Source organism: Streptomyces venezuelae, assembly GCF_008642335.1.
Taxonomy (GTDB): Bacteria; Actinomycetota; Actinomycetes; order Streptomycetales; family Streptomycetaceae; genus Streptomyces; species Streptomyces venezuelae_F.
The window spans coordinates 71,070-95,122 of record NZ_CP029191.1 but is presented as its reverse complement, the minus strand read 5'-3'; the positions used below and the strand labels follow the sequence as shown (position 1 = coordinate 95,122).

The 24,053-nt window shown below is 74.9% G+C and carries 25 protein-coding genes and 1 pseudogene; 10 read left to right on the top strand and 16 right to left on the bottom strand.

Annotated features, from left to right (window positions below; all coding sequences use genetic code 11):
• Positions 1-138: 138 nt before the first annotated feature.
• Positions 139-684: a bacterioferritin gene (locus DEJ49_RS00455; protein ID WP_150181827.1), complete on the top strand. Its 546-nt coding sequence runs from the start codon at positions 139-141 to the stop codon at positions 682-684.
• 106 nt (positions 685-790) lie between these two features.
• On the opposite strand, the gene DEJ49_RS00450 is transcribed toward DEJ49_RS00455, so the two are convergent.
• Both DEJ49_RS00450 and DEJ49_RS00445 read right to left on the bottom strand, forming a co-directional pair.
• Positions 791-1,156: a hypothetical protein gene (locus tag DEJ49_RS00450; RefSeq protein WP_223832661.1), complete on the bottom strand. Its 366-nt coding sequence runs from the start codon at positions 1,154-1,156 to the stop codon at positions 791-793.
• A 46-nt stretch (positions 1,157-1,202) separates the two neighbouring features.
• A complete protein-coding gene (locus tag DEJ49_RS00445) occupies positions 1,203-1,463 on the bottom strand; it encodes a hypothetical protein (protein ID WP_223832660.1) in 261 nt (86 codons plus the stop codon).
• Positions 1,464-1,679: 216 nt separating this feature from the next.
• Here DEJ49_RS00445 and DEJ49_RS00440 point away from each other — a divergent pair, with 216 nt between their 5' ends.
• Positions 1,680-2,882 carry a PP2C family protein-serine/threonine phosphatase gene (locus DEJ49_RS00440; RefSeq protein WP_150181824.1) on the top strand — a complete coding sequence of 401 codons (1,203 nt, stop codon included), beginning with the start codon at positions 1,680-1,682 and terminating at the stop codon, positions 2,880-2,882.
• Positions 2,883-2,891: 9 nt separating this feature from the next.
• On the opposite strand, the gene DEJ49_RS00435 is transcribed toward DEJ49_RS00440, so the two are convergent.
• The 3 genes from DEJ49_RS00435 to DEJ49_RS00425 all read right to left on the bottom strand — a co-directional run bounded on the left by DEJ49_RS00435 (position 2,892) and on the right by DEJ49_RS00425 (position 6,027).
• Positions 2,892-3,095 carry a hypothetical protein gene (locus DEJ49_RS00435; protein WP_150181823.1) on the bottom strand — a complete coding sequence of 68 codons (204 nt, stop codon included), beginning with the start codon at positions 3,093-3,095 and terminating at the stop codon, positions 2,892-2,894.
• A gap of 88 nt (positions 3,096-3,183) precedes the next feature.
• Positions 3,184-4,080, bottom strand: coding sequence for an SDR family oxidoreductase (locus tag DEJ49_RS00430; protein WP_150181822.1), 897 nt, complete (start codon positions 4,078-4,080; stop codon positions 3,184-3,186).
• Between the two features lie 435 nt (positions 4,081-4,515).
• The gene (locus DEJ49_RS00425) at positions 4,516-6,027 is read right to left on the bottom strand and encodes an SDR family oxidoreductase (RefSeq protein WP_150181821.1); all 1,512 of its coding nucleotides are present in this window, start codon (positions 6,025-6,027) and stop codon (positions 4,516-4,518) included.
• Between the two features lie 235 nt (positions 6,028-6,262).
• On the opposite strand from DEJ49_RS00425, the gene DEJ49_RS00420 reads away from it, so the two are divergent.
• The 4 genes from DEJ49_RS00420 to DEJ49_RS00405 all read left to right on the top strand — a co-directional run bounded on the left by DEJ49_RS00420 (position 6,263) and on the right by DEJ49_RS00405 (position 10,346).
• Positions 6,263-6,727, top strand: a complete 465-nt coding sequence (locus DEJ49_RS00420; protein WP_150181820.1) for an SRPBCC family protein — start codon at positions 6,263-6,265, stop codon at positions 6,725-6,727.
• On the top strand, positions 6,720-8,351 hold the full coding sequence (locus DEJ49_RS00415; RefSeq protein ID WP_150181819.1) for a phytoene desaturase family protein: 1,632 nt from the start codon (positions 6,720-6,722) through the stop codon (positions 8,349-8,351). Before DEJ49_RS00420 ends, DEJ49_RS00415 begins: the two co-directional genes overlap by 8 nt.
• Positions 8,348-9,223 carry a short-chain dehydrogenase/reductase gene (locus DEJ49_RS00410; RefSeq protein ID WP_150181818.1) on the top strand — a complete coding sequence of 292 codons (876 nt, stop codon included), beginning with the start codon at positions 8,348-8,350 and terminating at the stop codon, positions 9,221-9,223. The genes DEJ49_RS00415 and DEJ49_RS00410 overlap by 4 nt, the downstream gene beginning before the upstream one ends.
• A gap of 91 nt (positions 9,224-9,314) precedes the next feature.
• Complete coding sequence (locus DEJ49_RS00405) at positions 9,315-10,346, top strand: PHP domain-containing protein (RefSeq protein ID WP_150181817.1); 1,032 nt, start codon at positions 9,315-9,317, stop codon at positions 10,344-10,346.
• 31 nt (positions 10,347-10,377) lie between these two features.
• Here the strand turns inward: DEJ49_RS00405 and DEJ49_RS00400 are convergent, their stop codons facing one another.
• The 5 genes from DEJ49_RS00400 to DEJ49_RS00380 all read right to left on the bottom strand — a co-directional run bounded on the left by DEJ49_RS00400 (position 10,378) and on the right by DEJ49_RS00380 (position 15,607).
• Positions 10,378-12,474 (bottom strand): xanthine dehydrogenase family protein molybdopterin-binding subunit, encoded by a 2,097-nt coding sequence (locus DEJ49_RS00400; protein WP_150181816.1) that lies wholly within the window; start codon positions 12,472-12,474, stop codon positions 10,378-10,380.
• Positions 12,475-12,543: 69 nt separating this feature from the next.
• Positions 12,544-13,563, bottom strand: a complete 1,020-nt coding sequence (locus DEJ49_RS00395; protein WP_150181815.1) for an FAD binding domain-containing protein — start codon at positions 13,561-13,563, stop codon at positions 12,544-12,546.
• Positions 13,560-14,123, bottom strand: a complete 564-nt coding sequence (locus DEJ49_RS00390; protein WP_150181814.1) for a (2Fe-2S)-binding protein — start codon at positions 14,121-14,123, stop codon at positions 13,560-13,562. Before DEJ49_RS00390 ends, DEJ49_RS00395 begins: the two co-directional genes overlap by 4 nt.
• 139 nt (positions 14,124-14,262) lie before the next feature.
• Positions 14,263-14,571 carry a DUF6332 family protein gene (locus DEJ49_RS00385; RefSeq protein ID WP_317850435.1) on the bottom strand — a complete coding sequence of 103 codons (309 nt, stop codon included), beginning with the start codon at positions 14,569-14,571 and terminating at the stop codon, positions 14,263-14,265.
• A 145-nt stretch (positions 14,572-14,716) separates the two neighbouring features.
• Positions 14,717-15,607, bottom strand: coding sequence for a LysR substrate-binding domain-containing protein (locus DEJ49_RS00380; protein ID WP_150181812.1), 891 nt, complete (start codon positions 15,605-15,607; stop codon positions 14,717-14,719).
• A gap of 80 nt (positions 15,608-15,687) precedes the next feature.
• On the opposite strand from DEJ49_RS00380, the gene DEJ49_RS00375 reads away from it, so the two are divergent.
• Positions 15,688-16,182 (top strand): cupin domain-containing protein, encoded by a 495-nt coding sequence (locus DEJ49_RS00375; protein WP_150181811.1) that lies wholly within the window; start codon positions 15,688-15,690, stop codon positions 16,180-16,182.
• Between the two features lie 3 nt (positions 16,183-16,185).
• Here the strand turns inward: DEJ49_RS00375 and DEJ49_RS36680 are convergent, their stop codons facing one another.
• From DEJ49_RS36680 to DEJ49_RS00355, 4 genes are all read right to left on the bottom strand, one after another.
• Entirely contained in the window at positions 16,186-17,484 is a 1,299-nt protein-coding gene (locus DEJ49_RS36680) for an ANTAR domain-containing protein (RefSeq protein ID WP_263398770.1), read from the bottom strand.
• 449 nt (positions 17,485-17,933) lie between these two features.
• A complete protein-coding gene (locus tag DEJ49_RS00365) occupies positions 17,934-18,566 on the bottom strand; it encodes a DUF6629 family protein (RefSeq protein WP_150181810.1) in 633 nt (210 codons plus the stop codon).
• Positions 18,567-18,633: 67 nt separating this feature from the next.
• Positions 18,634-18,894: a DUF5133 domain-containing protein gene (locus DEJ49_RS00360; RefSeq protein ID WP_150187949.1), complete on the bottom strand. Its 261-nt coding sequence runs from the start codon at positions 18,892-18,894 to the stop codon at positions 18,634-18,636.
• Positions 18,895-18,989: 95 nt separating this feature from the next.
• A complete protein-coding gene (locus DEJ49_RS00355; RefSeq protein ID WP_150181809.1) occupies positions 18,990-19,760 on the bottom strand; it encodes a helix-turn-helix domain-containing protein in 771 nt (256 codons plus the stop codon).
• Between the two features lie 273 nt (positions 19,761-20,033).
• On the opposite strand from DEJ49_RS00355, the gene DEJ49_RS00350 reads away from it, so the two are divergent.
• Genes DEJ49_RS00350 through DEJ49_RS00340 form a run of 3 tightly spaced genes read left to right on the top strand, consistent with a single transcriptional unit; the run spans position 20,034 to position 22,496 of the window.
• Entirely contained in the window at positions 20,034-20,702 is a 669-nt protein-coding gene (locus DEJ49_RS00350) for a DUF4097 family beta strand repeat-containing protein (protein ID WP_150181808.1), read from the top strand.
• A 43-nt stretch (positions 20,703-20,745) separates the two neighbouring features.
• Positions 20,746-21,723 carry an ABC transporter ATP-binding protein gene (locus DEJ49_RS00345; RefSeq protein WP_150181807.1) on the top strand — a complete coding sequence of 326 codons (978 nt, stop codon included), beginning with the start codon at positions 20,746-20,748 and terminating at the stop codon, positions 21,721-21,723.
• Positions 21,720-22,496, top strand: coding sequence for an ABC transporter permease (locus tag DEJ49_RS00340; RefSeq protein WP_150181806.1), 777 nt, complete (start codon positions 21,720-21,722; stop codon positions 22,494-22,496). The genes DEJ49_RS00345 and DEJ49_RS00340 overlap by 4 nt, the downstream gene beginning before the upstream one ends.
• A 184-nt stretch (positions 22,497-22,680) precedes the next feature.
• Here the strand turns inward: DEJ49_RS00340 and DEJ49_RS00335 are convergent.
• Positions 22,681-23,543, bottom strand: a pseudogene (locus DEJ49_RS00335) (FAD-dependent oxidoreductase); the annotation flags it as partial.
• 43 nt (positions 23,544-23,586) lie between these two features.
• Entirely contained in the window at positions 23,587-24,033 is a 447-nt protein-coding gene (locus DEJ49_RS00330) for a YdeI/OmpD-associated family protein (protein ID WP_150181805.1), read from the bottom strand.
• Positions 24,034-24,053 lie beyond the last annotated feature (20 nt).

The following is a 24,053-nucleotide window of genomic DNA, read 5'->3' as shown; positions in this document are numbered from 1 at the left end:
GGCGCCGCTGGGGGCCGGTCCCGACACCGGGACCGGCCCCCAGGGGATGAATGCGGACATATGGGTACGGTCAGGGGGTGGCGGGACACCGCACGCGGTCCGCCCGCCGCCCCGACCGCCCAGCAGAGAGCAGCAGCCATGGCCGAGTTCCTGACCGACATCAAGACCATCCGCGAGCGGGCCCGCCGGCAGATCGAGAAGGGCCCGGTCACCGACGCCTACGGCGCGGACCTGCAGCGCGTCCTCCTCGTCCTCAACGAGGCCCTCGCCACCGAGATCGTCTGCACCCTGCGCTACAAGCGGCACTACTACACGGTCTCGGGCCTGTACTCCGAGCCGGTGGCCGCGGAGTTCCTCGAACACGCCCAGGAGGAGCAGGAGCACGCCGACAAACTGGCCCAGCGCATCGTCCAGCTGGGCGGCGAGCCGGACTTCAACCCCGACACGCTCACCTCCCGCTCCCACGCGGAGTACGACGACAGCACCGACCTGATCGAAATGATCAAGGAGGACCTGGTGGCCGAACGCGTCGCCGTCGCCGCCTACACCGAGATCGCCCAGTGGCTGGGGGAGGGCGACCCCACCACCCGCCGCGTCTTCGAGGACCTGCTCGCCCAGGAGGAGGAGCACGCCGACGACCTGCGCGGCCTGCTCGAGCGCATCCCGGGCGACCACCGGGCCTGACAAGCCCGTCTCCCGGGCCCTGCCCCCGCGCCGCCCCGGGCTCTTGTGCCGTCACCGCACCGGAGCCCGGGACGGGGCCCCGCCCGGCCCCGTCGGCGAAGGACGGTCAGCGGCTCTCCAGCCGCAGCGACACGTCCTTTTCCTGGTCGCCCGAGGCGGAGCCCTCCTCGGTGACGGCGAAGGCCGCCGAAAGGACCGTGACGACCTGGTCGACCGCCACATAGCCGCCCTGCACACCGGCGGTCACCGGGCCCTGCAGGGAGGGCGTGCCGCCCGGCCCGCCGCCCGCCGGCCTGGCGGTGTCGAACACCCCGCTCCACACGGTCGGCCCGCTCGTGTCCGACGCCGTGGGCCCGCCGTCGCGGTCCGAGGCGTAGACCGCCTTCAGGACGTCGAAGACGCTCCCGGCGTCCGTGGCCGCCCCGCTCAGTTCCACCGTGACCTGCGCCGGCTCTTCTCCCGCACCGCTCACCGTCAATCCCTTTCCCTCGCTGTGCTCGTCCGGCCGGGCCGCGCCCTCACCCGGAGGGCTCCTGCGGCACCGGATCCTCGCTCTGGGCGCCCGTGGCCCCGCCGTTGTCGCGCCGGCCGGTGCCGGCCTCGTCGGTCTCGGGCACGTCGTCGCCGCCGCTGTCCTTCGAGGCCTCGCTGTCGGCCTTGGCCGTGTCCTGCGCCGCCTCCCAGGGGTCCTGGCCGCCGTCGGCCTGCTGGTCCGGCGGGTCCCGGGGCACGGGCGCAGTGCCGTCCGCACCGGGGGAGGGCGGTATCTGCTCGCTCACGGTCTCTCCTCTCATCGGCCGGTCCCCGGCCGCGGACCGGCCGCGGGGGGAGCTGGGGTGCAGGTACCCGCGCAGGGCGGGACAACTCGTACTGATCACCGTGGACCACCCGCGGCCGATCGGCGACACGACCGGCCGGGCAGCCGCGCCGGTGCGGTGTGAGACTGCTCGTGTCACCCAGCCGAGTCGCGCAGCCCCGTGGCGAAGGGAGAGGACGTGCCGACATCGGAGCCGCCCGGCGGACTCGAGGAGTTCCTCGCGGACCCGGACAACGCCGTACTGGACCTGGCCACCGCCGTCGCCCGGTGCGCCACCGCCCTGGGCGTGCCCCAGGCCGTGGTCTACCTCGCCGACCTGCAGCAGTGCCGCCTGATCCCGCTCAACGACGACGCGGCCGCCGCCGACGTGGACAACTCGCTGGCCGGCTGGGCCTACCGCACCCTGTCCCTGCGCGTGCAGGAATCACCCGCCGGCGGCATGACCGCCTGGCTGCCCCTGCTGGACGGCGCCGAACGCCTGGGCGTGGTCGCCGTCCACACCCCCTTCCTGGACCCCGCGCTGCTGCGCCGCAGCCGGGCCCTGGCCGCCCTCCTCGCGATGATGATCACCTCCAAGCGCGCCTACAAGGACAACGTCATCCAGCGCACCCGCTCCGAACCCATGCAGCTGCCCGCCGAGATGCTGCGCGCCTTCCTGCCGCCGCGCACCATCGGCAACACCCACGTGGTCTCCACCGCCGTGCTGGAACCCGCCTACGAGATCGGCGGCGACGCCTTCGACCACTGCCTCACCCCAACGGCCCTGCACGCCACGATCGTCGACGCGATGGGCCACAACCTGCTCTCCGGCCTGACCACCGCGGTCGCCCTGGCCGCCTGCCGCAACGGCCGGCGCACCGGCGCCGAACTGCCCGAACTCCTGGAGGCCGTGGACGCGGCCATCGGCCTGTGGCTGCCCGACCAGTTCTGCACCGGCGTCCTGCTGCGCCTGGACCTGGCCAGCGGGGTGCTGCGCTGGAGCAACTGCGGCCACCCCCCGCCCCTGCTCATCCGCGACAGCCGGCTCGTCGAGGGCGCCCTGGAACGCGAGGCCGACCCGCCCATGGGCTTCTCCGCCTTCCTGCGCAGCGGCACCGACCGCCAGGTCCACGAGACGACCCTGGAACCCGGCGACCGCGTGCTGCTCTACACCGACGGCCTGACCGAGGCCCGGCTGGCCGACGGCACCGAACTCGGCCTCGAGCGCTTCGCCGACTCCGTCATCCGCGCCTCCACCGGCGGCGAGGTCGCCGCCGAGACGCTGCGCCGGCTCATCCACTCCGTGCTGGACGCGCAGACCGAGCGGCTGCGCGACGACGCCACCATCTTGATGATCGAGTGGCATCCGCCCGGCCGGGAGCCCCGGCCCGCGCACCGCTGAACGCCCCCCTCAGCGGCCCCCGCCGCCGTTGCGGCCCTTGTCCTCGTGGATGTCCTCCTGGGCGGTGGGGCTGGGCGTGAGGGTGTCGCCCGCCTCGCCGTCCTTGGCGTGCTCGCGCCTCTCATCGGGTACGGGCCGCTCCTCGGCGTCCTCGACCTCCTCCAGGACCTCCTCGGCCGCGGTCTGCGCGGGCTCGTGCTCGTGGTGGCGCATGGTGATGTCCCTTCCCTCCGTCGTGATCCGTGATCCGTGGTCCGTGATCCGTGGTCCGTGGTCCGCTGCCGGGCCCCCGTGCCCCGGGTCAGGGCAGCGGGGTGCCGCCGGTGGCGTTCATGATCTCGGCGGTGATGAAACTCGCGTGCTCCGAGGCGAGGAAGACGTAGGCCGGGGCCATCTCCGCGGGCTGCGCGGGCCGGCCCAGCGGCGCCTGCTTGCCGAACTCCGTGGTGTCCGGCAGCGTCGCGGGGATCAGCGGCGTCCACACCGGCCCCGGCGCCACCGCGTTGACGCGGATCCCGTCCTCGACCAGCATCTGCGCCAGACCCTGGGTGAACGTCACGATGGCGCCCTTGGTCATGGCGTAGTCCAGCAGGTGCGGACTGGGCTTGTAGGCCTGCACCGAAGTGGTGTTGATGATCGAGGCGCCGCGTTGCATGTGCGGCACGGCCATCTTGCACAGCCAGAACATGCCGTACAGGTTGGTGCGCACCACCCGGTCGAACTGCTCGGTGGAGATGTCCGTGATGCCCTTGGGCTGCGACATCTGGTACGCGGCGTTGTTGACCAGCACGTCGATCCGCCCGAACTCGGTGACCGCGCGCTCCACGAGCCGCCGGCACTGTTCCTCCTCGCGGATGTCGCAGGGCACCGCAATAGCCCGCCGCCCGGCCTCCTCGATCCAGCGGGCGGTCTCCTGCGCCTCGCCGGCCTCGGCGGGCAGATGGGTGAACACGACGTCGGCCTCCTCGCGGGCCATCGCGATGGCCACCGCCCGCCCGATGCCCGAATCACCCCCGGTGATCAGCGCGATCCGGTCGCGCAGCAGTCCGGAGCCGCGGTAGGAGTCCTCCCCGTGGTCGGGCGGCGGGTCCATCGGCCCGGTCCACCCCGGCACCTCCTGGTCCTGCTGGGGAAAGTCCGGGCGCGGCCCCTTGGAGGTGGGGTCCTGCGGGCCCTGCCGGCCGGAAGTGTCCGTCATGGGTGCTGCCTTTCGTGCGGGGGCGTACGGGCCGGGCGCGGACCGCTCCGGGCCCCGGGGGCGCCTCTCCCACCTTCCGCAAGACGCGAGCACCGCACCACCGGAGCGCCGGGCCGGCGCCGCCTTGGCGCACCGGCGGCGTCCGGCGCGGCCGCGGCCACCGGGTGCCCTGGCCCCCGACCGGCAAAACGCACCCCCAGGGCCCCGGCGGGGCGCGGCAGGCATGTCCCGCGCGATCGGGGACAACCGGGGACCATGAAGATCCTTCTTGTTCTCGTCGTCCTCGCCGTCGCCGCCGCCTGGTACCTGAAGTCGCACAACCGCCGCTGACCACCCGCCCGCCACCGCGTCGTCGGCGCCATCCGCGGCTCGCAAGACGGGCCGCCCGCCGGGGGTGCGCGCCCGCCTCAGGGGAGGGCGACCCGGCGCGCCGGGTCAGGCGGGGGCGGGCTCCTTGCCCGCCGCCTCGGTGATGTTGCGGGCCATGCCGCCGAAGACCACCGCGTGGAAGGGCGCCACCGCCCACCAGTAGGCGTGGCCGGCCAGGCCGCGCGGGTGGAACAGGGCGCGCTGGCTGTAGCGGGTGCGGCCCGAGGCGTCGTGTTCCACCCGCATCTCCAGCCAGGCCAGCCCCGGCAGCCGCATCTCCGCGCGCAGCCGCAGCAGCCGGCCCGGCTCGATCTCCTCCACCCGCCAGAAATCCAGCGAGTCGCCCACCCGCAGCCGGTGCGCGTCACGGCGCCCGCGGCGCAGGCCCACCCCGCCCGCCAGCCGGTCCAGCCAGCCCCGCACCGCCCAGGCCAGCGGGAAGGAGTACCAGCCGTTGTCGCCGCCGATGCCCTCGATGACCCGCCACAGCGCCGCCGGCGTAGCGTCCACCAGCAGCGTGCGGTGGTCGGTGTAAAGGCTGCCGCCGGCCCAGTCGGGGTCGGTGGGCAGCGGATCGCTGGGCGCGCCGGGCACCGCGGCCGAGGACCAGCGGGTGCTCACCTGCGCCTCCTGGATGCGCCGCAGGGCCAGCCGCAGCGCCTGGGGGAAGGGCAGCGGCCGGCCCGGACCGTCGGGCACGTGGGCGGCGATGTCGTGCTCCTGGCAGACCACTTCGTGGCGCAGCGACTCCGCCAGCGGCCGGGCGATGCCGCGCGGCACCGGCGTGATCAGGCCGACCCAGTGGCTGGAGAGCGTGGGGGTCAAAATCGGCACCGGCACGATCAGGCGGTGCCGCAGCCCGGCGACGCGGGCGTAGGTGCGCATCATGTCGCGGTAGGTCATCACGTCCGGGCCGCCGATGTCGAAGCCGCGGTCGACGTCGGCGGGCAGCTCGGCGCAGGCCACCAGGTAGCGCAGCACGTCGCGGACCGCGATGGGCTGGATGCGGGTGCGCACCCAGCTGGGGGTGATCATGACGGGGAGGCGTTCGGTGAGGTAGCGCAGCATCTCAAAGGACGCCGAGCCCGACCCGATGATGACCGCCGCGCGCAGCACCGCGGCGGGCACCGGGCAGTCCAGGAAGATCCGGCCCACCTCGGCCCGCGAGCGCAGATGCGGCGACAACTCCCGCTCGTCCACCCCGGCCGGGGTCAGCCCGCCCAGATACACGATGCGCCCCACCCCGGCCGCCTGGGCCTGCTCGGCGAAGGTGCGCGCCGAGCGCCGGTCGGTGTCCTCGAAGCCGGCCCCGGTGCTCAGCGCGTGCACCAGGTAGTAGGCCACCGCCACCCCCTCGAACGCGCCGGCCAGCGACGATGCGTCGGTCACATCGCCGCGCACCACCTCCACCCGACCGGCCCAGGGGTGATCGCGCAGCTTCTCCGGCGAGCGGGCCAGGCACCGCACCCGGTACCCGGCCGCCAGCAGTTCGGGCACCAGCCGGCCCCCGATGTAGCCGGTGGCCCCGGTCACCAGGACCAGCCGCCGCCCGGCACGGGCGTCCTCGCCGTCACTCACGTGCGCTGCCGCCTCCTCGAGAAAAAGGACCCCCGGGGAGCCCGGCGCCGCATCCGGCCGCCCCGGGAAGTCTCACCCGCCGCGGCCCCGCCCGCACCACGCCGCACCCCGCCACCGCCTGCCCGCACACCTGCCCCGGGGCGCGAAGACGCCGCATCTCCCGCACGATGTTGAGAACGCCGGAACGGGGCACCCGGCGATGACGGCGGGTCAGGGGCGAGTCAGGGAGGCATGGATGGCACGGCGTCATCGACTGATCACGGTGAGCCCGGCAACGGTGTGGAGCGTGCTGGCCGACGGCAACCGCTACGCCCAATGGGTGGTGGGCACCGCCTCCTCCACCCCGGTGCGCGGCCACTGGCCGCAGGTCGGCGCGGCCCTTCGGTACGAGGTACGGCTGGGCCCGCTGCGGGCCACCAACGAAACCGTCGTACGCCGCTGCGAGGAGGGCACCATCTTGGAACTGGAGGCCAAGGCCGGCCCGCTGGGCACCGCCCGCATCGCCCTGGAGGTGCGGCCCTGGGGCGAGCACAGCCTGGTCACCGTCGACGAACACCCGCTGCGCGGCGCGGCCGGCGCCCTGCACAACACCGCCGTCGAAGCCCTCATCCAGATCCGCCACCGCGCGATGCTGGCCCGCCTGGCCAAGGTGTGCGAGACCCAGACGCCCCGCGCCACCAGCGGAGCGGGCCATGCCTGACGCCGTCGTCATCGGCGCCGGCCCCAACGGTCTGGTCGCCGCCAACCTCCTGGCCGACGCCGGCTGGAGCGTCACCGTCCTGGAGGAACAGGCCGAGCCGGGCGGCGCCGTGCGCCACGACCGGGGCGTGCACCCCGACTTCGTCAACGACCTGTGCAGCTCCTTCTACCCGCTGGCGGCCGCCTCGCCGGTCCTGCGGCGGCTGCGCCTGCACGAGCACGGACTGCGCTGGAGCCACGCCCCGCACGTGGTGGCCCACCCCCTGAGCGACGGCCGCTGCGCCGTCCTGGACCGCAGCCCGCAGGCCACCGCCGCCTCCCTGGACGCCTTCGCCCCGGGCGACGGCGCCGCCTGGGAGCGCCTGCACGCGATATGGGACGACATCCGCCCCGCCCTGCTGGACGCCCTGTTCACCCCCTTCCCGCCGGTGAAGGCCACCGCCAAGCTGGCCTACCGCCTCAAGACCGCCGGCGCGCTGCGCATGGCCCGCACCCTGCTGCTGCCGGTACGCCGCCTGGGCGAGGAGGAGTTCACCGGCGAGGGCGGCCGGCTCCTGCTGGCCGGCAACGCCCTGCACGCCGACCTGGCCCCCGAGGCGGCCGGCAGCGGCGGCTTCGGCTGGCTCATGGCGATGCTCGGCCAGAGCTACGGCTTCCCCGTCCCGGTGGGCGGCGCCGGCGCCCTGACCGCCGCCCTGACCCGGCGCCTTGAGGCGCGCGGCGCGGCGGTGCACTGCGGCCGCCGCGCCGAACAGATCATCGTCCGCGACGGGCGCGCGGTCGCCGTGCGCACCGCCGACGGCGAAACCGTGCCCGCCACCCGCGCCGTCCTGGCCGACGTCTCGCTGCCCGCCCTGTACGGCGACCTCATCGCCCCCCAGCACCTGCCCGACCAGCTCCTTGCCGACCTTGGCCGCTTCCAGTGGGACTTCGCCACCTTCAAGGTCGACTGGGCGCTGGACGGCCCGGTGCCCTGGCAGGCCAAGGAGGCGGCCGGGGCGGGCACCGTCCACCTGGCCGACGGCGTCGACGAACTCACCCGCTTCGCCGCCCAGCTGGCCATGCACCAGGTACCCGACCGGCCCTTCCTCCTCTTCGGCCAGATGACCACCTCGGACGCCACCCGCTCACCGGCCGGCACCGAGTCCGCCTGGGCCTACACCCACGTCCCCCAGGACATCCGCGCCGACGCCGGCGAGGAGGGCATCACCGGCGCCTGGCGGGCCGCCGAGCAGGAGCGGATGGCCGACCGCATGGAGCAGCAGGTCGAACGCTTCGCCCCCGGTTTCCGCAGCCTGATCCGGGCCCGCCGCATCCTGGCCCCGCCCACCCTGCAGGCCCTGGACCGCAACCTGCACGCCGGCGCCCTCAACGGCGGCACCACCTCCCTGCACCAGCAGCTGTTCTTCCGCCCCGTGCCGGGCACCGGCCGCCCCGAAACCCCCCTGGCGGGCCTCTACCTGGCCTCCGCCGCCGCCCACCCCGGCGGCGGCGTCCACGGCGCCCCCGGCGCCAACGCGGCCCGCGCCGCGCTGCGCCGCCGCCTGCCCTTCCCGCTGACCCGCACCCAACGCCACCTCACCCGACGCGACCGCACCGGCACCCCACCCCCGCCCCGCCCGTGAAAGCCGGCCCCGGCCCGCTCAGCGGCCGCACCGTCGTGGTGACCGGCGCCGCCCGCGGCCTGGGCGCCGCCCTCGCCCGCGAACTGGCCCGCCGCGACGCCCGCATCGCCCTGCTGGGCCTGGAGCCGCACGCGCTGGAACAGGTCGCGGCCACCCTGCCCACGCCCGCCCTGGCCCTGCCCGTCGACGTCACCGACCCCGCCGCCCTGCACGCCGCGGCCCGCACCGTGCGCGCCCGCCTGGGAGCGCCCTCCGTCGTCGTCGCCAACGCCGGCATCGCCCAGGCCGGCCCCCTGCAGAGCGCCGACCCGCACTCCTGGCGCCGGGTGATCGAGGTGAACCTGACCGGCAGCGCCCTGACCGCCCAGGCCTTCCTGCCCGACCTGCTGCGCACCCGCGGCTACCACCTGCAGATCGCCTCCCTGGCCGCGCTGGGCGCCGTGCCGATGCTGAGCGCCTACTGCGCCTCCAAGGCCGGCGTGGAGGCCTTCACCCACGCGCTGCGCGCCGAGACCGCCCACCTCGGCGTCGCGGTGGGCATCGCCTACCTCAACTGGCTGGAGACCGACATGCTGGCCCAGGTGGACGCCCACGCCGCACTGCGCGAGCCGCGCGCCCTGCTGCCGCCCCCGGCCCGCCGCATCCGCCCCCTGCCGCCGGTGGCCGCCCGCCTGGCCGACGCCATCGAACACCGCCGCACCGCCGTCTACGTCCCGGCCTGGACCCGCCTGGCCCAGGCCGGCCGCGGCCTGCTGCCACCCCTGATCACCCGCCTGGCCCGCACCCGCCCCCACCACCGCCCCATCCCCCAAACCGGCCCCCTGGGCCCCGGCGCCCACGCCGCCCACACCGCCCACCCCCCACCTGACTGACCAGCCCCGCCGTGCCGCCCCCCGGCGCCTGCGCGACGCTGGAACCCACCCATCCCTGCGTACCGCTGCGTACCGCCCGGCCGGAGGTGTCATGGAGCCCGTGGAGGCGCTGGAGCGCATTGCCTTCCTTCTGGAGCGGGGGCGTGCCCCCACCTACCGGGTGCGGGCCTTTCGTACCGCCGCCGAGGTGATCGGGAACCTTGCGGGCCCGGAGCTGGAGCGCCGCGCAGGGGACGGGTCCCTGGAGTCCCTCAAGGGGATCGGGCCCAAGACCGCAGGCGTGATCCGCGAGGCGCTGGCCGGCACCATGCCCGGCTATCTGCAGCGCCTGGAGGAGGAGGCCCGCGCGCCGCTGGCCGAGGGCGCCGGCAGCCGGCTGCGGGCCCTGCTGCGCGGCGACTGCCATCTGCACTCCGACTGGTCCGACGGCGGCAGCCCCATCGAGGCGATGGGCCGCGCCGCCCGCGAGATCGGCCACGAATGGGCCGTGCTCACCGACCACTCGCCCCGCCTGACGATCGCCCGCGGCCTGTCGCCCGAGCGGCTGCGCGACCAGCTGGAGGTGGTGGCCGCCCTCAACGAGCAGTGGGCGCCCTTCCGGCTGCTGACCGGCATCGAGTGCGACATCCTCGACGACGGCTCCCTGGACCAGGAACCCGACCTGCTGGACCGCCTGGACGTCGTGGTCGTCTCCGTCCACTCCAAACTGCGCATGGACGCCGCCGCGATGACCCGCCGCCTGGTCGCCGCGGTGAGCAACCCCCGCGCCGACGTCCTGGGCCACTGCACCGGCCGCCTGGTCACCGGCCGCGGCCGCCCCGAGTCACAGTTCGACGCGGCGGAGGTCTTCGCCGCCTGCGCGGCCGCCCGCACCGCCGTGGAGATCAACAGCCGTCCCGAACGCCTCGACCCGCCGCGCCGCCTGCTGCGCCAGGCGGTGGCGGCCGGCACGCTGTTCGCCGTCGACACCGACGCCCACGCGCCCGGCCAGCTCGACTGGCAGATCATCGGCTGCGCGCGGGCCGAGGAGTGCAAGGTGCCCGCCGAACGCGTGGTGACCACCTGGACCGCGCCCGAGGTCCTGTCCTGGACCCGCGAAAGCCGCGCCCGCACCACCGCTTGAGCTGAGCTGAGTTGAGTCGAGCGGCGGGTGGCTACAGGGCGTGGGTGAGCACCCGGTCGGGGGTCAGGGGGAGTTCCCGTAGGCGGACCCCCGTCGCGTGGTGCACCGCGTTGCCGATCGCCGCGGCCGTTCCCACGATGCCGATCTCGCCGATGCCCTTGCTGCCCATCGGGTTGAGGTGCGGATCGTCCTCCTCGATCCAGTGCGCCTCGATGTGCGGCACATCCGCGTGCGCCGGCACGTGGTAGGAGGCCAGGTCGTTCTCCGCGAAGTCCCCGAAGGCGGCATCCATCGTGCTGTTCTCCATCAGCGCCATCCCCAGCCCCATCGTCATCGCGCCGACGAACTGCGAGCGGGCGGTACGGGAGTTGAGGATGCGCCCGGCGGCGTAGACGCCGAGCAGGCGCCGTACCCGTACCTCGCCGGAGACCGTGTCCACCGTGACCTCGGCGAAGTGCGCGCCGAACGCGTGCCGCGCGTAGTCGCTGTCCGCGTCGGCCCGCCCCGCCGTGTCGGCCGTGGCGCTGACCCCCTCCGGCGGCAGCTGCTGCCCGCGCTGCTCGGCCAGGCGTTTGGCCAGCGCGGTGCACGCCTCGTGCACCGCCCACCCCCATGAGGCCGTGCCCGAGGAGCCGCCGGCCAGCGGCGCCGAGGGCAGGTCGCTGCTGCCGATCTCGGTGCCCACCCGCTCCACCGGCACGCCCAGCGCGTCCGCGGCGACCTGCGCGAGCACCGTGCGCGCCCCGGTCCCGATGTCGGTGGCGTTGATCCGCACCACGAACGTGCCGTCCGGGCAGGCCTGCACGCCGGCCCGGGAGGGCGCGACCACGACCGGATAGGTCGCCGCCGCCACCCCGCTGCCCACCAGCAGCGGCCCCTCCCGGCGGGTGCGCGGGCGCGGGTCGCGCTCCGCCCAGCCGAAGCGGCGCGCCCCCTCTTGCAGGCACTGCGCCAGGTGCCGGCTGCTGAAGGGCTTGCCGCTGTCCGGCTCGTGCCCGGTGTCGTTGCGCAGCCGCAGCTCGATGGGGTCGATGTCCAGCGCCTGGGCGAGTTCGTCCATCGCCGACTCCAGCGCGTACATGCCCGGCGCCTCGCCCGGGGCCCGCATCCAGGACGGGCTGGGCACATCCAGCGGCACCGCCCGGTGCGTGGTGCGCGCGTGCCGCGAGGGATACATGACGCGGGTGGCGGCCGCCCCGGTCTCCATGAACTCCTTGATGCGCGAGGTGTGCGCGGTCACCTCGTGGATCACCGAGGTGAGCGTGCCGTCCGCTGCTGCGCCCAGCCGCACCCGGTGCAGGGTCGGCGCGCGGTGCCCCACCACGGCGGGCAACTGCCGCCGGGGCAGGGCGATTTTGACCGGGCGGCCGGTGACGCGGGCGGCCATGGCGGCCAGCACCACGTGCGGGCGGGGCGTGCCCTTGGACCCGAAGCCGCCGCCCACGTGCTCGGAGACGACCGTCACCTGCTCCTTGCGCAGCCCGAACAGGCCGGCCAGCGTGTCGCGCACGGTGGTGGCGCCCTGGCTGGAGTCGTACACGCTCAGATGCCCGTCCCGCCAGTGGGCGGTGGCCGCGTGCGGCTCCATGGGGTGGTTGTGCAGCGGCGGCACCCGGTAGCCGGTGTCCACCCGCACCGGCGCGGCCGCGAACGCCGCCTCCGCGTCGCCGCGCACGTGCTCGCCCGAGGTCCCGTCGGAGTCCTTGGGCACATACGCGTCGGGGTGCTCGGCCCGCAGGGTGACATCGTGCGGCTCGGTGGCGTAGGTGACCTCGACGGCGGCCGCGCCCTCGCGGGCCGCCTCCAGGGTGTCGGCGACCACCAGCGCCACGTACCAGCCGCGGTGCGGCACCCGGGCGTCCTGCAGCAGGGCCAGGGTGGCGTCGTCCGGCTCGGCCAGGCGCGGCGCGTTCTTGTGGTGCAGTACGCCCACCACGCCGGGCAGCGCCAGCGCCGCCGCGTCGTCCAGGGCGGCCACCTCGCCGCGCGCCGCGGTGGCCGCGACCGGCCACGCGTACGCGCAGCCCTCAGGGGTGTGCTCGGCGGCGTAGCGGGCGCTGCCGAGCACCTTGTCGGTGCCCTCCCGGCGCTCGAGGTCCGCTCCCTGCGCGTCGGCGGTCTGCGGCATGGTGTCTCTCCCTGCAGGCGATACGTACGTACGAAAGGAAGGGGGCGGCGGGCGGGCGGGACCGTCCGCTCAGGGCGTGGCGCCCGCGCCCGCGTCGGCGTCGGCGTCCGGGCGGGTCAGGCGGCGCAGGACGTCGCAGGCCAGATTGCGGGCCAGCGGCACCTTGAAGGCGTTGTCGCGCAGCGGCTCGGCCGCCGCCAGCTCGGCGTCCAGCGCCCGCTTAAACGCCTCGCCGCCCGGCGCGGCGCCGCGCAGCGCCTCCTCGGCGCGCCGCGCCCGCCAGGGCCGGTGGGCCAGCCCGCCGAAGGCGATCCGCACCTCGTGCACGGTCTCCTCCCGCACGGCCACGACCACGGCCACCGAGGCCAGGGCGAAGGCGTAGGAGGCACGGTCGCGTGCCTTGCGGTAGGCCGAGACGGTGCCCGGCGCCGGCGGCGGGAGCAGCACCGCGGTGATCAGCTCGCCGTGGGCGATCTCGGTGTCGGTCTGCGGCCGGTCGCCCGGCAGCCGGTGGAAGTCGGCGGCCGGCACCGTCCGCGTCCCGCGCACCCCCTGCAGCTCCACCTGCGCGTCCAGCGCGGCCAGCGCGACGGCCATGTCGGAGGGGTGGGTGGCGATGCACTGCGCGGAGTGCCCCAGCACCGCGTGGTCGCGGTGCACCCCCTCCCGGGCGGCGCAGCCCGAGCCGGGCTCGCGCTTGTTGCACGGCTTGGCCACGTCCTGGAAGTAGGGGCAGCGGGTGCGCTGGAGGAGGTTGCCGCCGGTGGTGGCCATGTTGCGCAGCTGGCCCGAGGCGCCGGCGAGCAGCGCCTGGGACAGCACGGGGTGGCGGGCGCGGACCAGCGGGTGGGCGGCCAGGTCGCTGTTGCGCACCGTCGCGCCCACGCGCAGGGACCCGTCGGCCAGTTCCGCCACGTCGTCCAGCGGCAGCCGGCTCACGTCGATCAGCGTCCGCGGCCGCTCCACGCCCAGCTTCATCAGGTCGACGAGGTTGGTCCCGCCGCCCAGGTAGCGGGAGGTGGCCCGGCCGGCGTGTGCCGCGGTGGCCTCCTCGACGCTGTGGGCGCGCACATACCGGAAGGACTTCACCGCACCCCGCCTCCTTCGACATCGCCGGCGGCGGCCGTGTCCTGGACGGCCTCGACGATGCGCGGATAGGCGCCGCACCGGCACAGGTTGCCGCTGAGCCGCTCCTGGATCTCCTGCCGGCTCAGTGGCACCGGCTCACCGCCCTTCACCTGGGGGTCCGTCACGTGCGAGGCATGGCCCGCCCGGGCCTCGGCCAGCATGCCGAGGGCCGAACACAGCTGCCCCGGCGTGCAGTACCCGCACTGGAAGGCGTCACGCTCCACGAAGGCCCGCTGCAGGGGATGCGGGGGGCCGTCCTCCGCGCCGCGCAGCCCCTCGACGGTGGTGATGTCACACCCCTCGACGGCGACCGCCAGCAGCAGACAGCTGTTGGCCCGGCGCCCGTCCACCAGGACGGTGCAGGCACCGCACTGGCCGTGGTCACAGCCCTTCTTGGCGCCGGTGAGGTCCAGCTGCTCCCGCAGGACGTCCAGCAGCGTCGCCCGGTGATCGACGACAGGGCTGTGGGGCCTGCCGTTCACCCGCAGGGGCACTTCCGAATGGAACACATCGGTCCCCATGGCGCTCTGCTCCCTCGTCCCGAAGGTGGGTCCGTCCCGGTATCAGCCCCTCCAGCCTGGGACAGGACACACGTTCCGGCATGCCGAACCGCTCCGCGCCGGGCCGAAGACCGGAAGGCAGACCGGGGGAGCGGCGGGGTCAGTCCGTCGAGCCGGAGCCGGAGCCGGGGCCGGAGCCGGAGCCGGAGCCGGGGCCGGGGCCGGAGTCGGGGCGGGGGGCTCCGGCGTACCGCCACAGCACGTGCACCACCCGCAGCACCCCGAGCACCGTGCCGAGCGCGGCGCCCGCGACCACCAGCAGCCTCTCGGCGCCGGAGGGGAGCCGCCACACCGCGGCCGGGCCGGCGATCACCCCGAACACGACGGCGCCCAGGAAGCAGGCGCTGAGCAGCGCGTAACCGATCTCCACGGTCATCGCATCCCGCTCGGCCTGACTACGGCGGCTCATCCCCATGTCCCAGACCCTACCCAGCCCCGTCAAGTGCCCCCGCAGCCCCGCGAAACCGCCCCACCACACCGCAGGACCGGGCCCCTCGCTCCGCGGCACCGCCCCGCGCCACAACCGCCCCGCCGCCCGCGAGTCGGCCCCGCGGCTACCCGCCGCCGGGCCGCGCGTCCACCGCCCCCCGCCCCCGCCCCCGGTGGAGGCCGGTTGCGGCGCGTACGAAGGAGCGGACCAGGACGTCCGCGTTGCCCGTGCTCCACGCCGCCACCAGCGGGCTGGGCGGCATGTCGTTCAGGGGGATCACCACCAGGCCGGGGGAGGGCGGGTGGTCCAAAAGGGTCATGCCGAGCGTGCCGTTCCACAGCACGGCCTGCCGGCACTCCACCACCGCCCGCACCACCAGCCCCTCACGCCGCACTCCGCCGCCCCAGTAGGACTGCCACAGCGGGTCGGTGCCCGGCGGGAAGCGGAACCAGCGCCGCCCCGCGAGGTCGGCCAGGCGCAGGCTCGCGCGGCGGGCCAGCGGGTCGTCGGCGCGCAGCAGTACCCCCACGGCGTCGGTGCGCAGCGTGCGGACCGAGAGCCCGGTCTCCTGGAAGGGCCCGCGCGTCAGCGCGACATCGACGCGGCCGGCGTGCAGCCCGCAGGTGGGATCGCTCAGATCGGCCTCCCGGACGCGTACCTCCACGCCCGGATGCCGGCGGCGGAAGGCGGCGGCCAGCCGGCTCAGCCCCGCGTCGGCGCCGTCGCCCAGCACCCCGACGGTGACGGCCCCGGGCCCGGCCGCGGCGGCCACCCGCTCGCGCGCCAGCGCGGCCCGCTCCAGCAGGGCGCGCGCCTCCTCCAGGAGCACCGCGCCGGCCGCGGTGAGCGTGACGCCGGCCGGCGAGCGCACCAGCAGCACCGCGCCGACCTCCGCCTCCAGCCCTTTGACGGCCCGGCTCAGCGGCGGCTGGCTGATGTGCAGCCGCACGGCCGCCCGCCCGAAGTGGAGTTCCTCGGCGACCGCCACGAAGTACCGCAACGTCCGCAGCTCCATCCCGCCACGATACCCAGCCGGTATCGGGCCCACGGAACAGGTCTTGGACGCCCGCCGCCCCCGCGCGGTCCCATCGGGTCATGACCGACGAGACACAGCCCGCCCCCACGACCGACGCCCCCGCCGTATCGGTGGTCCGCCCCGGCGAGGGGGAGACACTCACCCTGGGCACCACCCGCATGCGCGTCCTGGAGGACGGCAGCAACACCGAACACCGCCTGGGCCTGACCGAGTCCGTCCTCGCCCCGCACACCCCCGGCCCCCCGCAGCACCGCCACGCCCAGCACGACGAGGGCTTCTACGTGCTGGCGGGCACGGTGCGGTTCACCGTCGGGCGGGAGGAGCACGACGCCGGCCCCGGCACGTTCGTGATGGTGCCGGCCGGTGCGCCGCACACCTTCGCCAACCCCGGCGCCCAGCCGGCCCGCATGCTCAGCGTCTTCACCCCGGACCTGTACGTGCAGTACTTCCGCGACCTGCGCGACACGCTCGCCGAGGGCCGGCCCCCGACCCCCGCCGACAGCCTGGCCACCATGAGCCGCTACGCCACCCGCCCCGCCTCGCCCGCCTCTTGAGGCTCAGTCCTGCCCGGCCAGGGCGAGTCGGTGCAGGTCCTCCAGCGCGTCCAGGAGCACGGTCTCCTGGTGCCACCTGATCCACTCGCCCATGGTGCGGCCGGTGGTGTGCAGTTCCCGCAGCTGGGCCTGGGTGAAGCCGGTCAGGGGCCGGTCGTGGTGGGAGGAGATGACGCCGTGGACGACCTGGTGTTCGTCGACGAGCGGGATGCTGTGGCAGGCGCGGCTGCCGGAGGTGAGGATCACCCGGCGGTCCTCCTCGCCGAACCCGGCCGAGGAGGCCACCTCCTTGACGGTGACCTGGCTGCTGGCCTCGGCGGCCCGGGAGCAGGAGGTGCGCCCGTCGACGAACGCGAAGTGGTCGGTGAAGTGCCGGGGCAGGCCCGCGTGCTTGGCCATGCGCAGCACGTCGTTCTCGAGCAGCTGCACGTTGCCCATGCCCGTGCCGGTGACGGTCAGCACGCGGTGCAGCGCGGCGCCCAGCACCTCGCCCTGGTTGCGCGCGTCCAGCGTGCCGGCCCGCAGCGCGTCCAGGCCGGGCAGGGCGGCGTGCCGGGTCCGCTCGGGCAGCCACCTCTCGGCGCCCGGCGCGGGGCCGGGGGTGCGCACCACCGCGGCGGCCAGCTGGTGCAGCTTGATGTTGGCGTGCTGGGAGGCCCGGCGCAGCAGCATGAACGCGTCCTGGGCGTGTGCCAGCCGGTAGCGCTCGACCAGGATGCCCTCGGCCAGCGCGATCCGGGGCCGCGCCCGCGCCCGCACCTCCAGCTCGGCCACCTGCTCACGCAGCCGCCCGGCGGTGACCCGCAGCTGCTCCGCCTCCCGCTCCAGCAGCACGAGCCGCTCGGACGCCGCCTCGGCCGAGGGGACCCGGCCGGGGGAGAGGATCAGCTCGGGCGAAGAGGCCCGCCCGGGGGAGGGGATCAGCTCGGGCGAAGAGGCCCGCCCGGGCGGGGGGACCTGCTCCACCGCCGAGGCCTGCTCGGATGAGGGGACCTGCTCCAGCGCCGAGGCCTGCTTGGGCAGGGGGGCCTGCTCGGGCGAGGGGGCCTGCTCCACCGCCGAGACCTGCTTGGGCAGGGGGGCCTGCTCGGGCGAGGGGGCCTGCTCCAGCGATGAGGCCTGCTCGGGCGAGGGGACGCGCTCCAGCGCCGAGGCCTGCTCGGGCGGGGGCTCAGGGGAGGGGGCTCCCTCGGGCGAGGAGATCCGCTCGGGGGACGCGGCCCGCTCGGGCGAGGGCAGCCGGTCCTCACGTGACGACGGCCGCTCCTCCGGTGAGGGGGACGCGGTCGGAATGCTGGTCAAACTCTCTCCCTTGGCCGCACCCTCTCCGGCCCCTTGCCGATCGGCCGAGGCGCAGCGGACCGTACTCACCGGCCCCGGCCCGCCCGGTTCCTCCCGGCACGCCCTGCTCCTCACCCGCTCCAGCGACCGTATCCCGCCCGCCCCGGCGATGTCATGGCCGCCCCGGTGCCGGACGGCCGGCTGGAGGGGAGGCCGGGCCCGGGCCCGGGTCTTTGTGGCTTCCGCCAGTACGGCCGCCGCCGCGCACCCGTAGAGACCGCCGGGCCGGCCTGCGCGCCTTCGGCACGGAGCACTGGGCGGACTTCCACGCCAACCCGCCGCTGGAGATGCTGCGCTGCCGCGCCTGACGGGCACGTCGCACGCCCGGGACCTCTGCGGCGGTCACACTTGCGGGCGGCAGGGCCCGTGGCGGACCCCGGCCCACATCAACACCAACGGCTGACGACCTCTCAGGCAGCGGCGGTGCGCGCCGGCCCGCGCCGGGCCGCCCACAGCGTCAGCAGCAGCGAGCACACCGCGGCGAACGCGCACCACGTGGAGACGTACTCCTCGCGCCACAGCACGAAGCACACCGCCGCGCCCGCCGCGACCAGCACCCCGAACAGGACGAGTGCCCGCTCGCCGGACAGGAGCAGGGAGCCGACGGTGGCCAGCAGGTAGCCGGTCACCAGCAGCCCGGTCTGCGGCAGCCCCAGCGCGTAGCCGACGGTGTGCCCGCGGATCTCGGCGCTGACCGGCCGTGTCGCCAGCGCGTGGGCGAGGACCGCCGCCGTCGCCGCCCCCGCCGCCAGCGGGAGGAGCAGCCGGCGCCGGGCGGCGGGCGGCGCCGCGCACAGCACGGCCGCCGGCACCCACAGCGCGAGCAGCGGCAGCGCGATCACGGCCCAGGCCAGGGTGGCGGGCCCGGTGCCGCCGCTGTGCCGCCAGACGGCGGCCTCGACGATCTGGTGGGCGCCCAGCAGCAGCGGCAGCGCGGCCAGCGGCAGGTCGCGGGGGCGGCGGGCCGCCAGGCTCACCGAGACGACGCCCACCGCTGCGATGCCCGTTCCCGCCGCGAGATCGGCCGTGGCACTCCAGCACATGCCGCCCACGCTACGGCCGCCGCGGCGCGCGAGCGCGCCGTGCCCGCCGCGAGCAGACTCCGCGGGGTCAGCTCGCCAGCGCCTGGGCGCTCTTGGGGGCCGCGTGCCGTGCGCGGTGCTGCCCGGCGGCGGGGGCGGTGGCGGCGAGCCGGTGGCGGGCGGCGGCGAGGGCGGCGTCGATGTCGCGGGTGCCGGTGGACACGCACAGGGTGTAGGAGACGTCCTCCAGGCGCCGCAGGGTCTCCTTGGAGCCCTGTTCGGCGTGCAGGGCGCGCAGTGTCTCGTACTGCTCGAGCAGGTTCTTCAGGACCGGACGGGCCATCAGCAGCATCAGGGGCCTCCCTTACAGGCGGTTTTTACCGGGTTTGTCGTACGTGATGCGCCGTGTGCCCCTCGCCGTGCACCGTCATGCGCGGCGGGCGGTCATTTCTGTGCGGGCGGTACGGCACTCCCGTCGGCGGAGGCGGAGGCGGAGGGGGAGGGGGCGGGCTTGGTGTGGAGGATGTCGCGGGCCTGTTCGGCGGCGCGGGCGGTGCTCTCGGAGACGAAGTCCAGGAAGCGGGCGATGTTCTCCAGGCGGGTGGCGGCGGGGGTGCCCGGGCGCAGGACGGGCACGCCCTGGCGGGCGGTGGCCACGACCTGGGCGGTGGCGCGGGCGGAGGCCATCATGGACTGGTAGTAGACGTCGTCGTCGACGACGTAGCGCTCGCGGCGGCCCTCGCCGCGCTCCCGGCGCACGAAGCCCTGGCTCTCCAGGTAGGCGATGGCCTTGGAGATGGCGGCCGGGCTGACCTGGAGGTGCCCGGCGAGCTCGGCCGCGGTGAGGCTGCCGGAGTCGGTGAGGACGAGGGCGGCCACCACCCGGGACATCATCGTGGGCATGCCCGAGGTGATCATGACGGTGGCGAACACCTCCTCGTACGCGCGCACTTCGCCGGCGTCGCGCCCGTGTGGCTGCGGTGCGGTGCGCGCGGTGCGGGGCGCGCTCTGCTTGCGGCGGTGGGCGCGGTGCTCGGTGGCGCGGTGGGCGACCTCGGCGCGGTAGCCGGCCGGGCCGCCGTTGCGCGTCACCTCGCGGGTGATCGTCGAGGTCGGCCGCTCCAGGCGCCGGGCGATCTCGGCGTAGGAGAGGTTGTCGGCGAGTCCCTGGGCGATCTGCCGGCGTTCCTGCTGGGTGAGTCTGCCTCCCGGCATCGGGGTCTCCTTCGTGGCCGGGGCCCGCCGGGCCCCGCAGGGGGCGGGTGGACACGCCGACCATAGCGTTCACGCCCAACTCATTGCAATGCAATGGGTGGGGTGTTGTTGCGTTAAGCGTGAGGTCATTGCTTCAACTTCCCCATATCTACCTGCGGATATGGGGTTGCAACGCAACAAGTTTGTTGTCAGATCTGTGAATGCAACGTAGCGTTTCTGTCATCGGAAAGGGCGGGCCGCCGGGGTCCGCGCCACCGGATGAAGGAGCACACGATGCAGAAGTTCGACACCCCCGCCGCCGTCCGCACCGTCCTGGACATCCCCGCCGGGCGCATCCAGTTCATCGCCGCCGACCGCGCCGACACCACCGTCGAGGTCCGGCCCGCCGACCCCGCCCGGGACCGCGACGTCAAGGCGGCCGAGCAGACCGAAGTCGCCTACGCCGACGGCGTCCTGCGCATCCAGGCCCCCCAGCCCACCAACCGCGTCCTCGGCACCGCCGGCGCCGTCGAGGTCACCGTCCAGCTGCCCGCCGGATCCCATGTGCGGGCCACCTCCTCGGCCGCCGAGTTCCGCGGCGTGGGACGCCTGGGCGAGGTCGCCTTCGACGGCGGCCACGGCTCCGTCAAGCTCGACGAGGCCACCGCCGCCCGCCTGACCGGCCTCGACGCCGACATCTGGGTCGGCCGCCTGAACGGCGGCGGCGAGATCCGCACCCTGCGCGGCAACGTGCACATCGCCGAGGCCGGGCACGGTGCGCTCGCCCTGAGCACCGAGCAGGGCGACATCACCGTCACCGCCGCCCGCGGCGTCAGCGCCACCCTGGACGCCGGCACCGCCTACGGCCGCATCGACAACGCCCTGCACAACAGCGGCGCCACCCCCGCCCTGACCATCAAGGCCACCGTCGCCCAGGGCGACATCACCGCCCGCAGCCTCTGACCCCGCCTTCCCTCCGCGGCCCACGACACAAGGAGCTCCCCTCATGACCGGCTCGGCCATCGCCGCCCGCGGGCTGCGCAAGTCCTACGGCGACAAGACTGTCCTGGACGGCATCGACCTGAGCGTCCCCGAAGGCACCGTCTTCTCCCTGCTGGGCCCCAACGGCGCCGGCAAGACCACCGCCGTGAAAATCCTCTCCACCCTCGTCCGGGCCGACGCCGGCGACCTGCGCGTCGCCGGCCACGACCTCGCCCACCAGGCCCAGGCCGCCCGCGCGCAGATCGGCGTCACCGGCCAGTTCTCCGCCGTCGACGGCCTGATCACCGGCGAGGAGAACATGCTCCTCATGGCCGACCTGCACCACCTGCCCAGGCGCGAGGGACGCCGGGTGGCCGCCGAACTCCTGGAACGCTTCGACCTCGTGGCGGTCGCGAGGAAACCCGCCGCCACCTACTCCGGCGGCATGAAACGCCGCCTGGACATCGCCATGACCCTCGTCGGCAGCCCCCGCGTCATCTTCCTCGACGAACCCACCACCGGCCTGGACCCCCGCTCCCGCCACACCATGTGGGGCATCATCCGCGAACTGGTCACCGACGGGGCGAGCGTCTTCCTCACCACCCAGTACCTGGAGGAGGCCGACGAACTCGCCGACCGCATCGCCGTCCTGAACGACGGGAGGATCGCCGCCGAGGGCACCGCCCAGGAACTCAAACGCCTCGTCCCCGGCGGGCACGTGCGCCTGCGCTTCACCGACCCGGCCGCCCACCGCAGCGCCGCCGCCGCCCTGCCCGGGGCCGCCTGCGACCAGGAGGCCCTCACCCTCCAACTCCCCAGCGACGGCAGCCAGCGCGACCTGCGCGCCCTGCTCGACCGCCTGGACCTGGCCGGCATCGAGGCCGACGAACTGACCGTGCACACCCCCGACCTGGACGACGTCTTCTTCGCCCTCACCACCAGCCAGTCCGCCCAGCCCGGCCACTCCGGCCGGCCCCGCCAGCCCAAGGAGAACGTCCGATGAGCTCCCTCTCCCTCGCCGTGCGCGACTCCTCCACGATGCTGCGCCGCAACCTCCTGCACGCCCGCCGCTACCCCTCGCTCACCCTGAACCTGCTGATGACCCCGGTCATGCTGTTGCTGCTGTTCGTCTACATCTTCGGCGACACCATGAGCGCCGGCGCGGGCCGCTCCGCCTACGTCGCCTACCTCGTGCCCGGCATCCTGCTGATGACCATCGGCTCCACCGCCATCGGCACCGCCGTCTCCATCTCCACCGACATGAACGAGGGCATCATCGCCCGCTTCCGCACCATGGCCATCCACCGCGGCTCCATCCTCTTCGGCCACGTCGTGGGCAGCGTCCTGCAGATCCTCATCAGCCTCGTCCTGGTCGGCGCCGTCGGCGTGGCGATGGGGTTCCGCTCCACCGACGCCACCGTCCTGGAGTGGCTCGCGGCCTTCGGACTGCTCGCCCTGGTCGCCCTGGCCTTCACCTGGATCGCCGTCGGCATGGGCCTGAGCAGCCCCAACGCCGAGGCGGCCGGCAACAACGCGATGCCGCTGATCCTGCTGCCGCTCATCTCCAGCGCCTTCGTCCCGCTGCACTCGATGCCGGGCTGGTTCCAGCCGATCGCCGAGTACCAGCCCTTCACCCCCGCCATCGAGACCCTGCGCGGCCTGCTCCTGGGCACCGGCATCGGCAACAACGGATGGCTCGCGCTGGGCTGGTGCCTGGCCCTGACCGCCCTGGGCTACGGCTGGTCCACCGCCCGCTTCAACCGCGACCCCAAGTAGCCGCGTGCCGGCCCGGGCCCGCCGCCCCCGCCCGCCGAAAAGCCCCGCCCCGAGGCCTCGAAGAGTGGCTCTCACCTCGGGCGGGGCTTCTCCATGAGCCCGGAGAGCAGAGCGAACAGGTCGTGGTCACCGCCCCCGCCCCCGTGGCCTCCGTCCTCGTGCGTCTCCCCGTGCCCTGGGACAGGGCGGCCGCCGCGCTGCGCGGGAACATGGCCTGCTCGTAGAGGCCCAGGGCGGCCTCGAGGTCCTCGGGGTGCGCGGCCAGGGCCCGGCCCGGGTCGGCCCCGTCGAGCATGGCCAGGTTGGCGCCCTCGCCGTTGGGCGGCGCGAGATGGGCGGCGTCGCCGAGCAGGGTCACCCCGGGCACCCGCTCCCACCGGTGGCCCCGGGGCAGGGCGTGCAGCAGGCGCAGGACCGGCGGCGTGTCGGTCCGGGTGATCAGCGCGGTGATCTCCGGCGCCCAGCCCCCGAACTCCCCGGCGGTGCGCGCCGCGGCCGCCCGCGCGTCGCCGAAGTCGATGGCCGTGAACCACTCCTTGGGCGCGGTGATGCCCACAGAGGCGTGCAGGGTGCCGGCCCGCTCCCGGTGGGCGACGATCTCCCGGTCCGGCGCGGGCGCGATCATCATCCCGCCGCCGGCCGCCTTCGCGGTGGCCGGGTGCCGGTCCTCGCTGTCGAACAGGTACGTCTCCACGACCGACTTGCCGACGCAGGCGGGGACGGCGTCGGTGACCAGCGGCCGGACCCGTGACCAGGCGCCGTCCGCACCCGCCAGCAGCCCCGTGGTGACGCTCGCGGCACCGCCGGCGAAGGTCACCTCGTGCCGGCCCCGGCCCAGCGCCCGCACGCCGCTGACCTTGTGCCCCCAGCGCACGGTGCCGGCCGGCAGCGAGTCGAGCAGCAGCCGGCGCAGCTCACCGCGCTGCACTCGGGGCGGCCGCCCGTGCCGTCGTCGGGCTGGTCGAGCAGGACGCGCCCCTCGGGGTCCAGGACCCGCAGCGCCTGGCGGCCCTCCAGGACCAGACCGGCGAACCCCTCCATCAGGCCCGGCCCGCCCCACCTCGGCCCGCCCCGGCGGGGCGGGATGGTTCTACGCGAAGGCCTCGTCGCGCAGTGTCGTCACCGCCTTTTCGATTCGGCGCAGGCGGGTCTCGGGTTTCTTCGCGCTTTCGATGGCGTGCACGTGGGCCCGTTTGCGGCTCGGGGACAGGCGGTCGTAGACCTTGCGGGCGATCGGGTCGGCGTCCAGCGCCGCGATGAAGTCGTCCGGCTCGACCAGGACGCGGGGCTCGGTGTCCAGGACGAGTTCCACCTCGACCTCCTCACCCGTCTCGACCCCGGCCGCCTCCCGGTTGGCCTTGCTGAAGCCGATCAGGTGGCGGCCGCGCATGATGGCCAGCCGGCTGTTCCAGGAGTGCCCGTTGACGGTGATGGTCACGGCCGGCCGCTTGCCCCCGTCGAGCTTCTCCACGACCTCCACAGGAACCTCCAGGCCCCGCATGGGCTCGGGAGGCTCGACGTAGGTTCGGAACTTCATCATCTGCTCCTGTCGGTGTA

Bases quoted from the DNA above. Each gene is read 5' to 3' on its own strand.
- DEJ49_RS00455 (WP_150181827.1), top strand. From the start codon at position 139: ATGGCCGAGTTCCTGACCGACATCAAGACCATCCGCGAGCGGGCCCGC.
- DEJ49_RS00435 (WP_150181823.1), bottom strand. From the start codon at position 3,095: ATGCGCCACCACGAGCACGAGCCCGCGCAGACCGCGGCCGAGGAGGTC.
- DEJ49_RS00430 (WP_150181822.1), bottom strand. From the start codon at position 4,080: ATGACGGACACTTCCGGCCGGCAGGGCCCGCAGGACCCCACCTCCAAG.
- DEJ49_RS00420 (WP_150181820.1), top strand. From the start codon at position 6,263: ATGGCACGGCGTCATCGACTGATCACGGTGAGCCCGGCAACGGTGTGG.
- DEJ49_RS00415 (WP_150181819.1), top strand. From the start codon at position 6,720: ATGCCTGACGCCGTCGTCATCGGCGCCGGCCCCAACGGTCTGGTCGCC.
- DEJ49_RS00405 (WP_150181817.1), top strand. From the start codon at position 9,315: ATGGAGCCCGTGGAGGCGCTGGAGCGCATTGCCTTCCTTCTGGAGCGG.
- DEJ49_RS00400 (WP_150181816.1), bottom strand. From the start codon at position 12,474: ATGCCGCAGACCGCCGACGCGCAGGGAGCGGACCTCGAGCGCCGGGAG.
- DEJ49_RS00390 (WP_150181814.1), bottom strand. From the start codon at position 14,123: ATGGGGACCGATGTGTTCCATTCGGAAGTGCCCCTGCGGGTGAACGGC.
- DEJ49_RS00385 (WP_317850435.1), bottom strand. From the start codon at position 14,571: ATGAGCCGCCGTAGTCAGGCCGAGCGGGATGCGATGACCGTGGAGATC.
- DEJ49_RS00380 (WP_150181812.1), bottom strand. From the start codon at position 15,607: ATGGAGCTGCGGACGTTGCGGTACTTCGTGGCGGTCGCCGAGGAACTC.
- DEJ49_RS00375 (WP_150181811.1), top strand. From the start codon at position 15,688: ATGACCGACGAGACACAGCCCGCCCCCACGACCGACGCCCCCGCCGTA.
- DEJ49_RS00365 (WP_150181810.1), bottom strand. From the start codon at position 18,566: ATGTGCTGGAGTGCCACGGCCGATCTCGCGGCGGGAACGGGCATCGCA.
- DEJ49_RS00355 (WP_150181809.1), bottom strand. From the start codon at position 19,760: ATGCCGGGAGGCAGACTCACCCAGCAGGAACGCCGGCAGATCGCCCAG.
- DEJ49_RS00350 (WP_150181808.1), top strand. From the start codon at position 20,034: ATGCAGAAGTTCGACACCCCCGCCGCCGTCCGCACCGTCCTGGACATC.
- DEJ49_RS00345 (WP_150181807.1), top strand. From the start codon at position 20,746: ATGACCGGCTCGGCCATCGCCGCCCGCGGGCTGCGCAAGTCCTACGGC.
- DEJ49_RS00340 (WP_150181806.1), top strand. From the start codon at position 21,720: ATGAGCTCCCTCTCCCTCGCCGTGCGCGACTCCTCCACGATGCTGCGC.
- DEJ49_RS00330 (WP_150181805.1), bottom strand. From the start codon at position 24,033: ATGAAGTTCCGAACCTACGTCGAGCCTCCCGAGCCCATGCGGGGCCTG.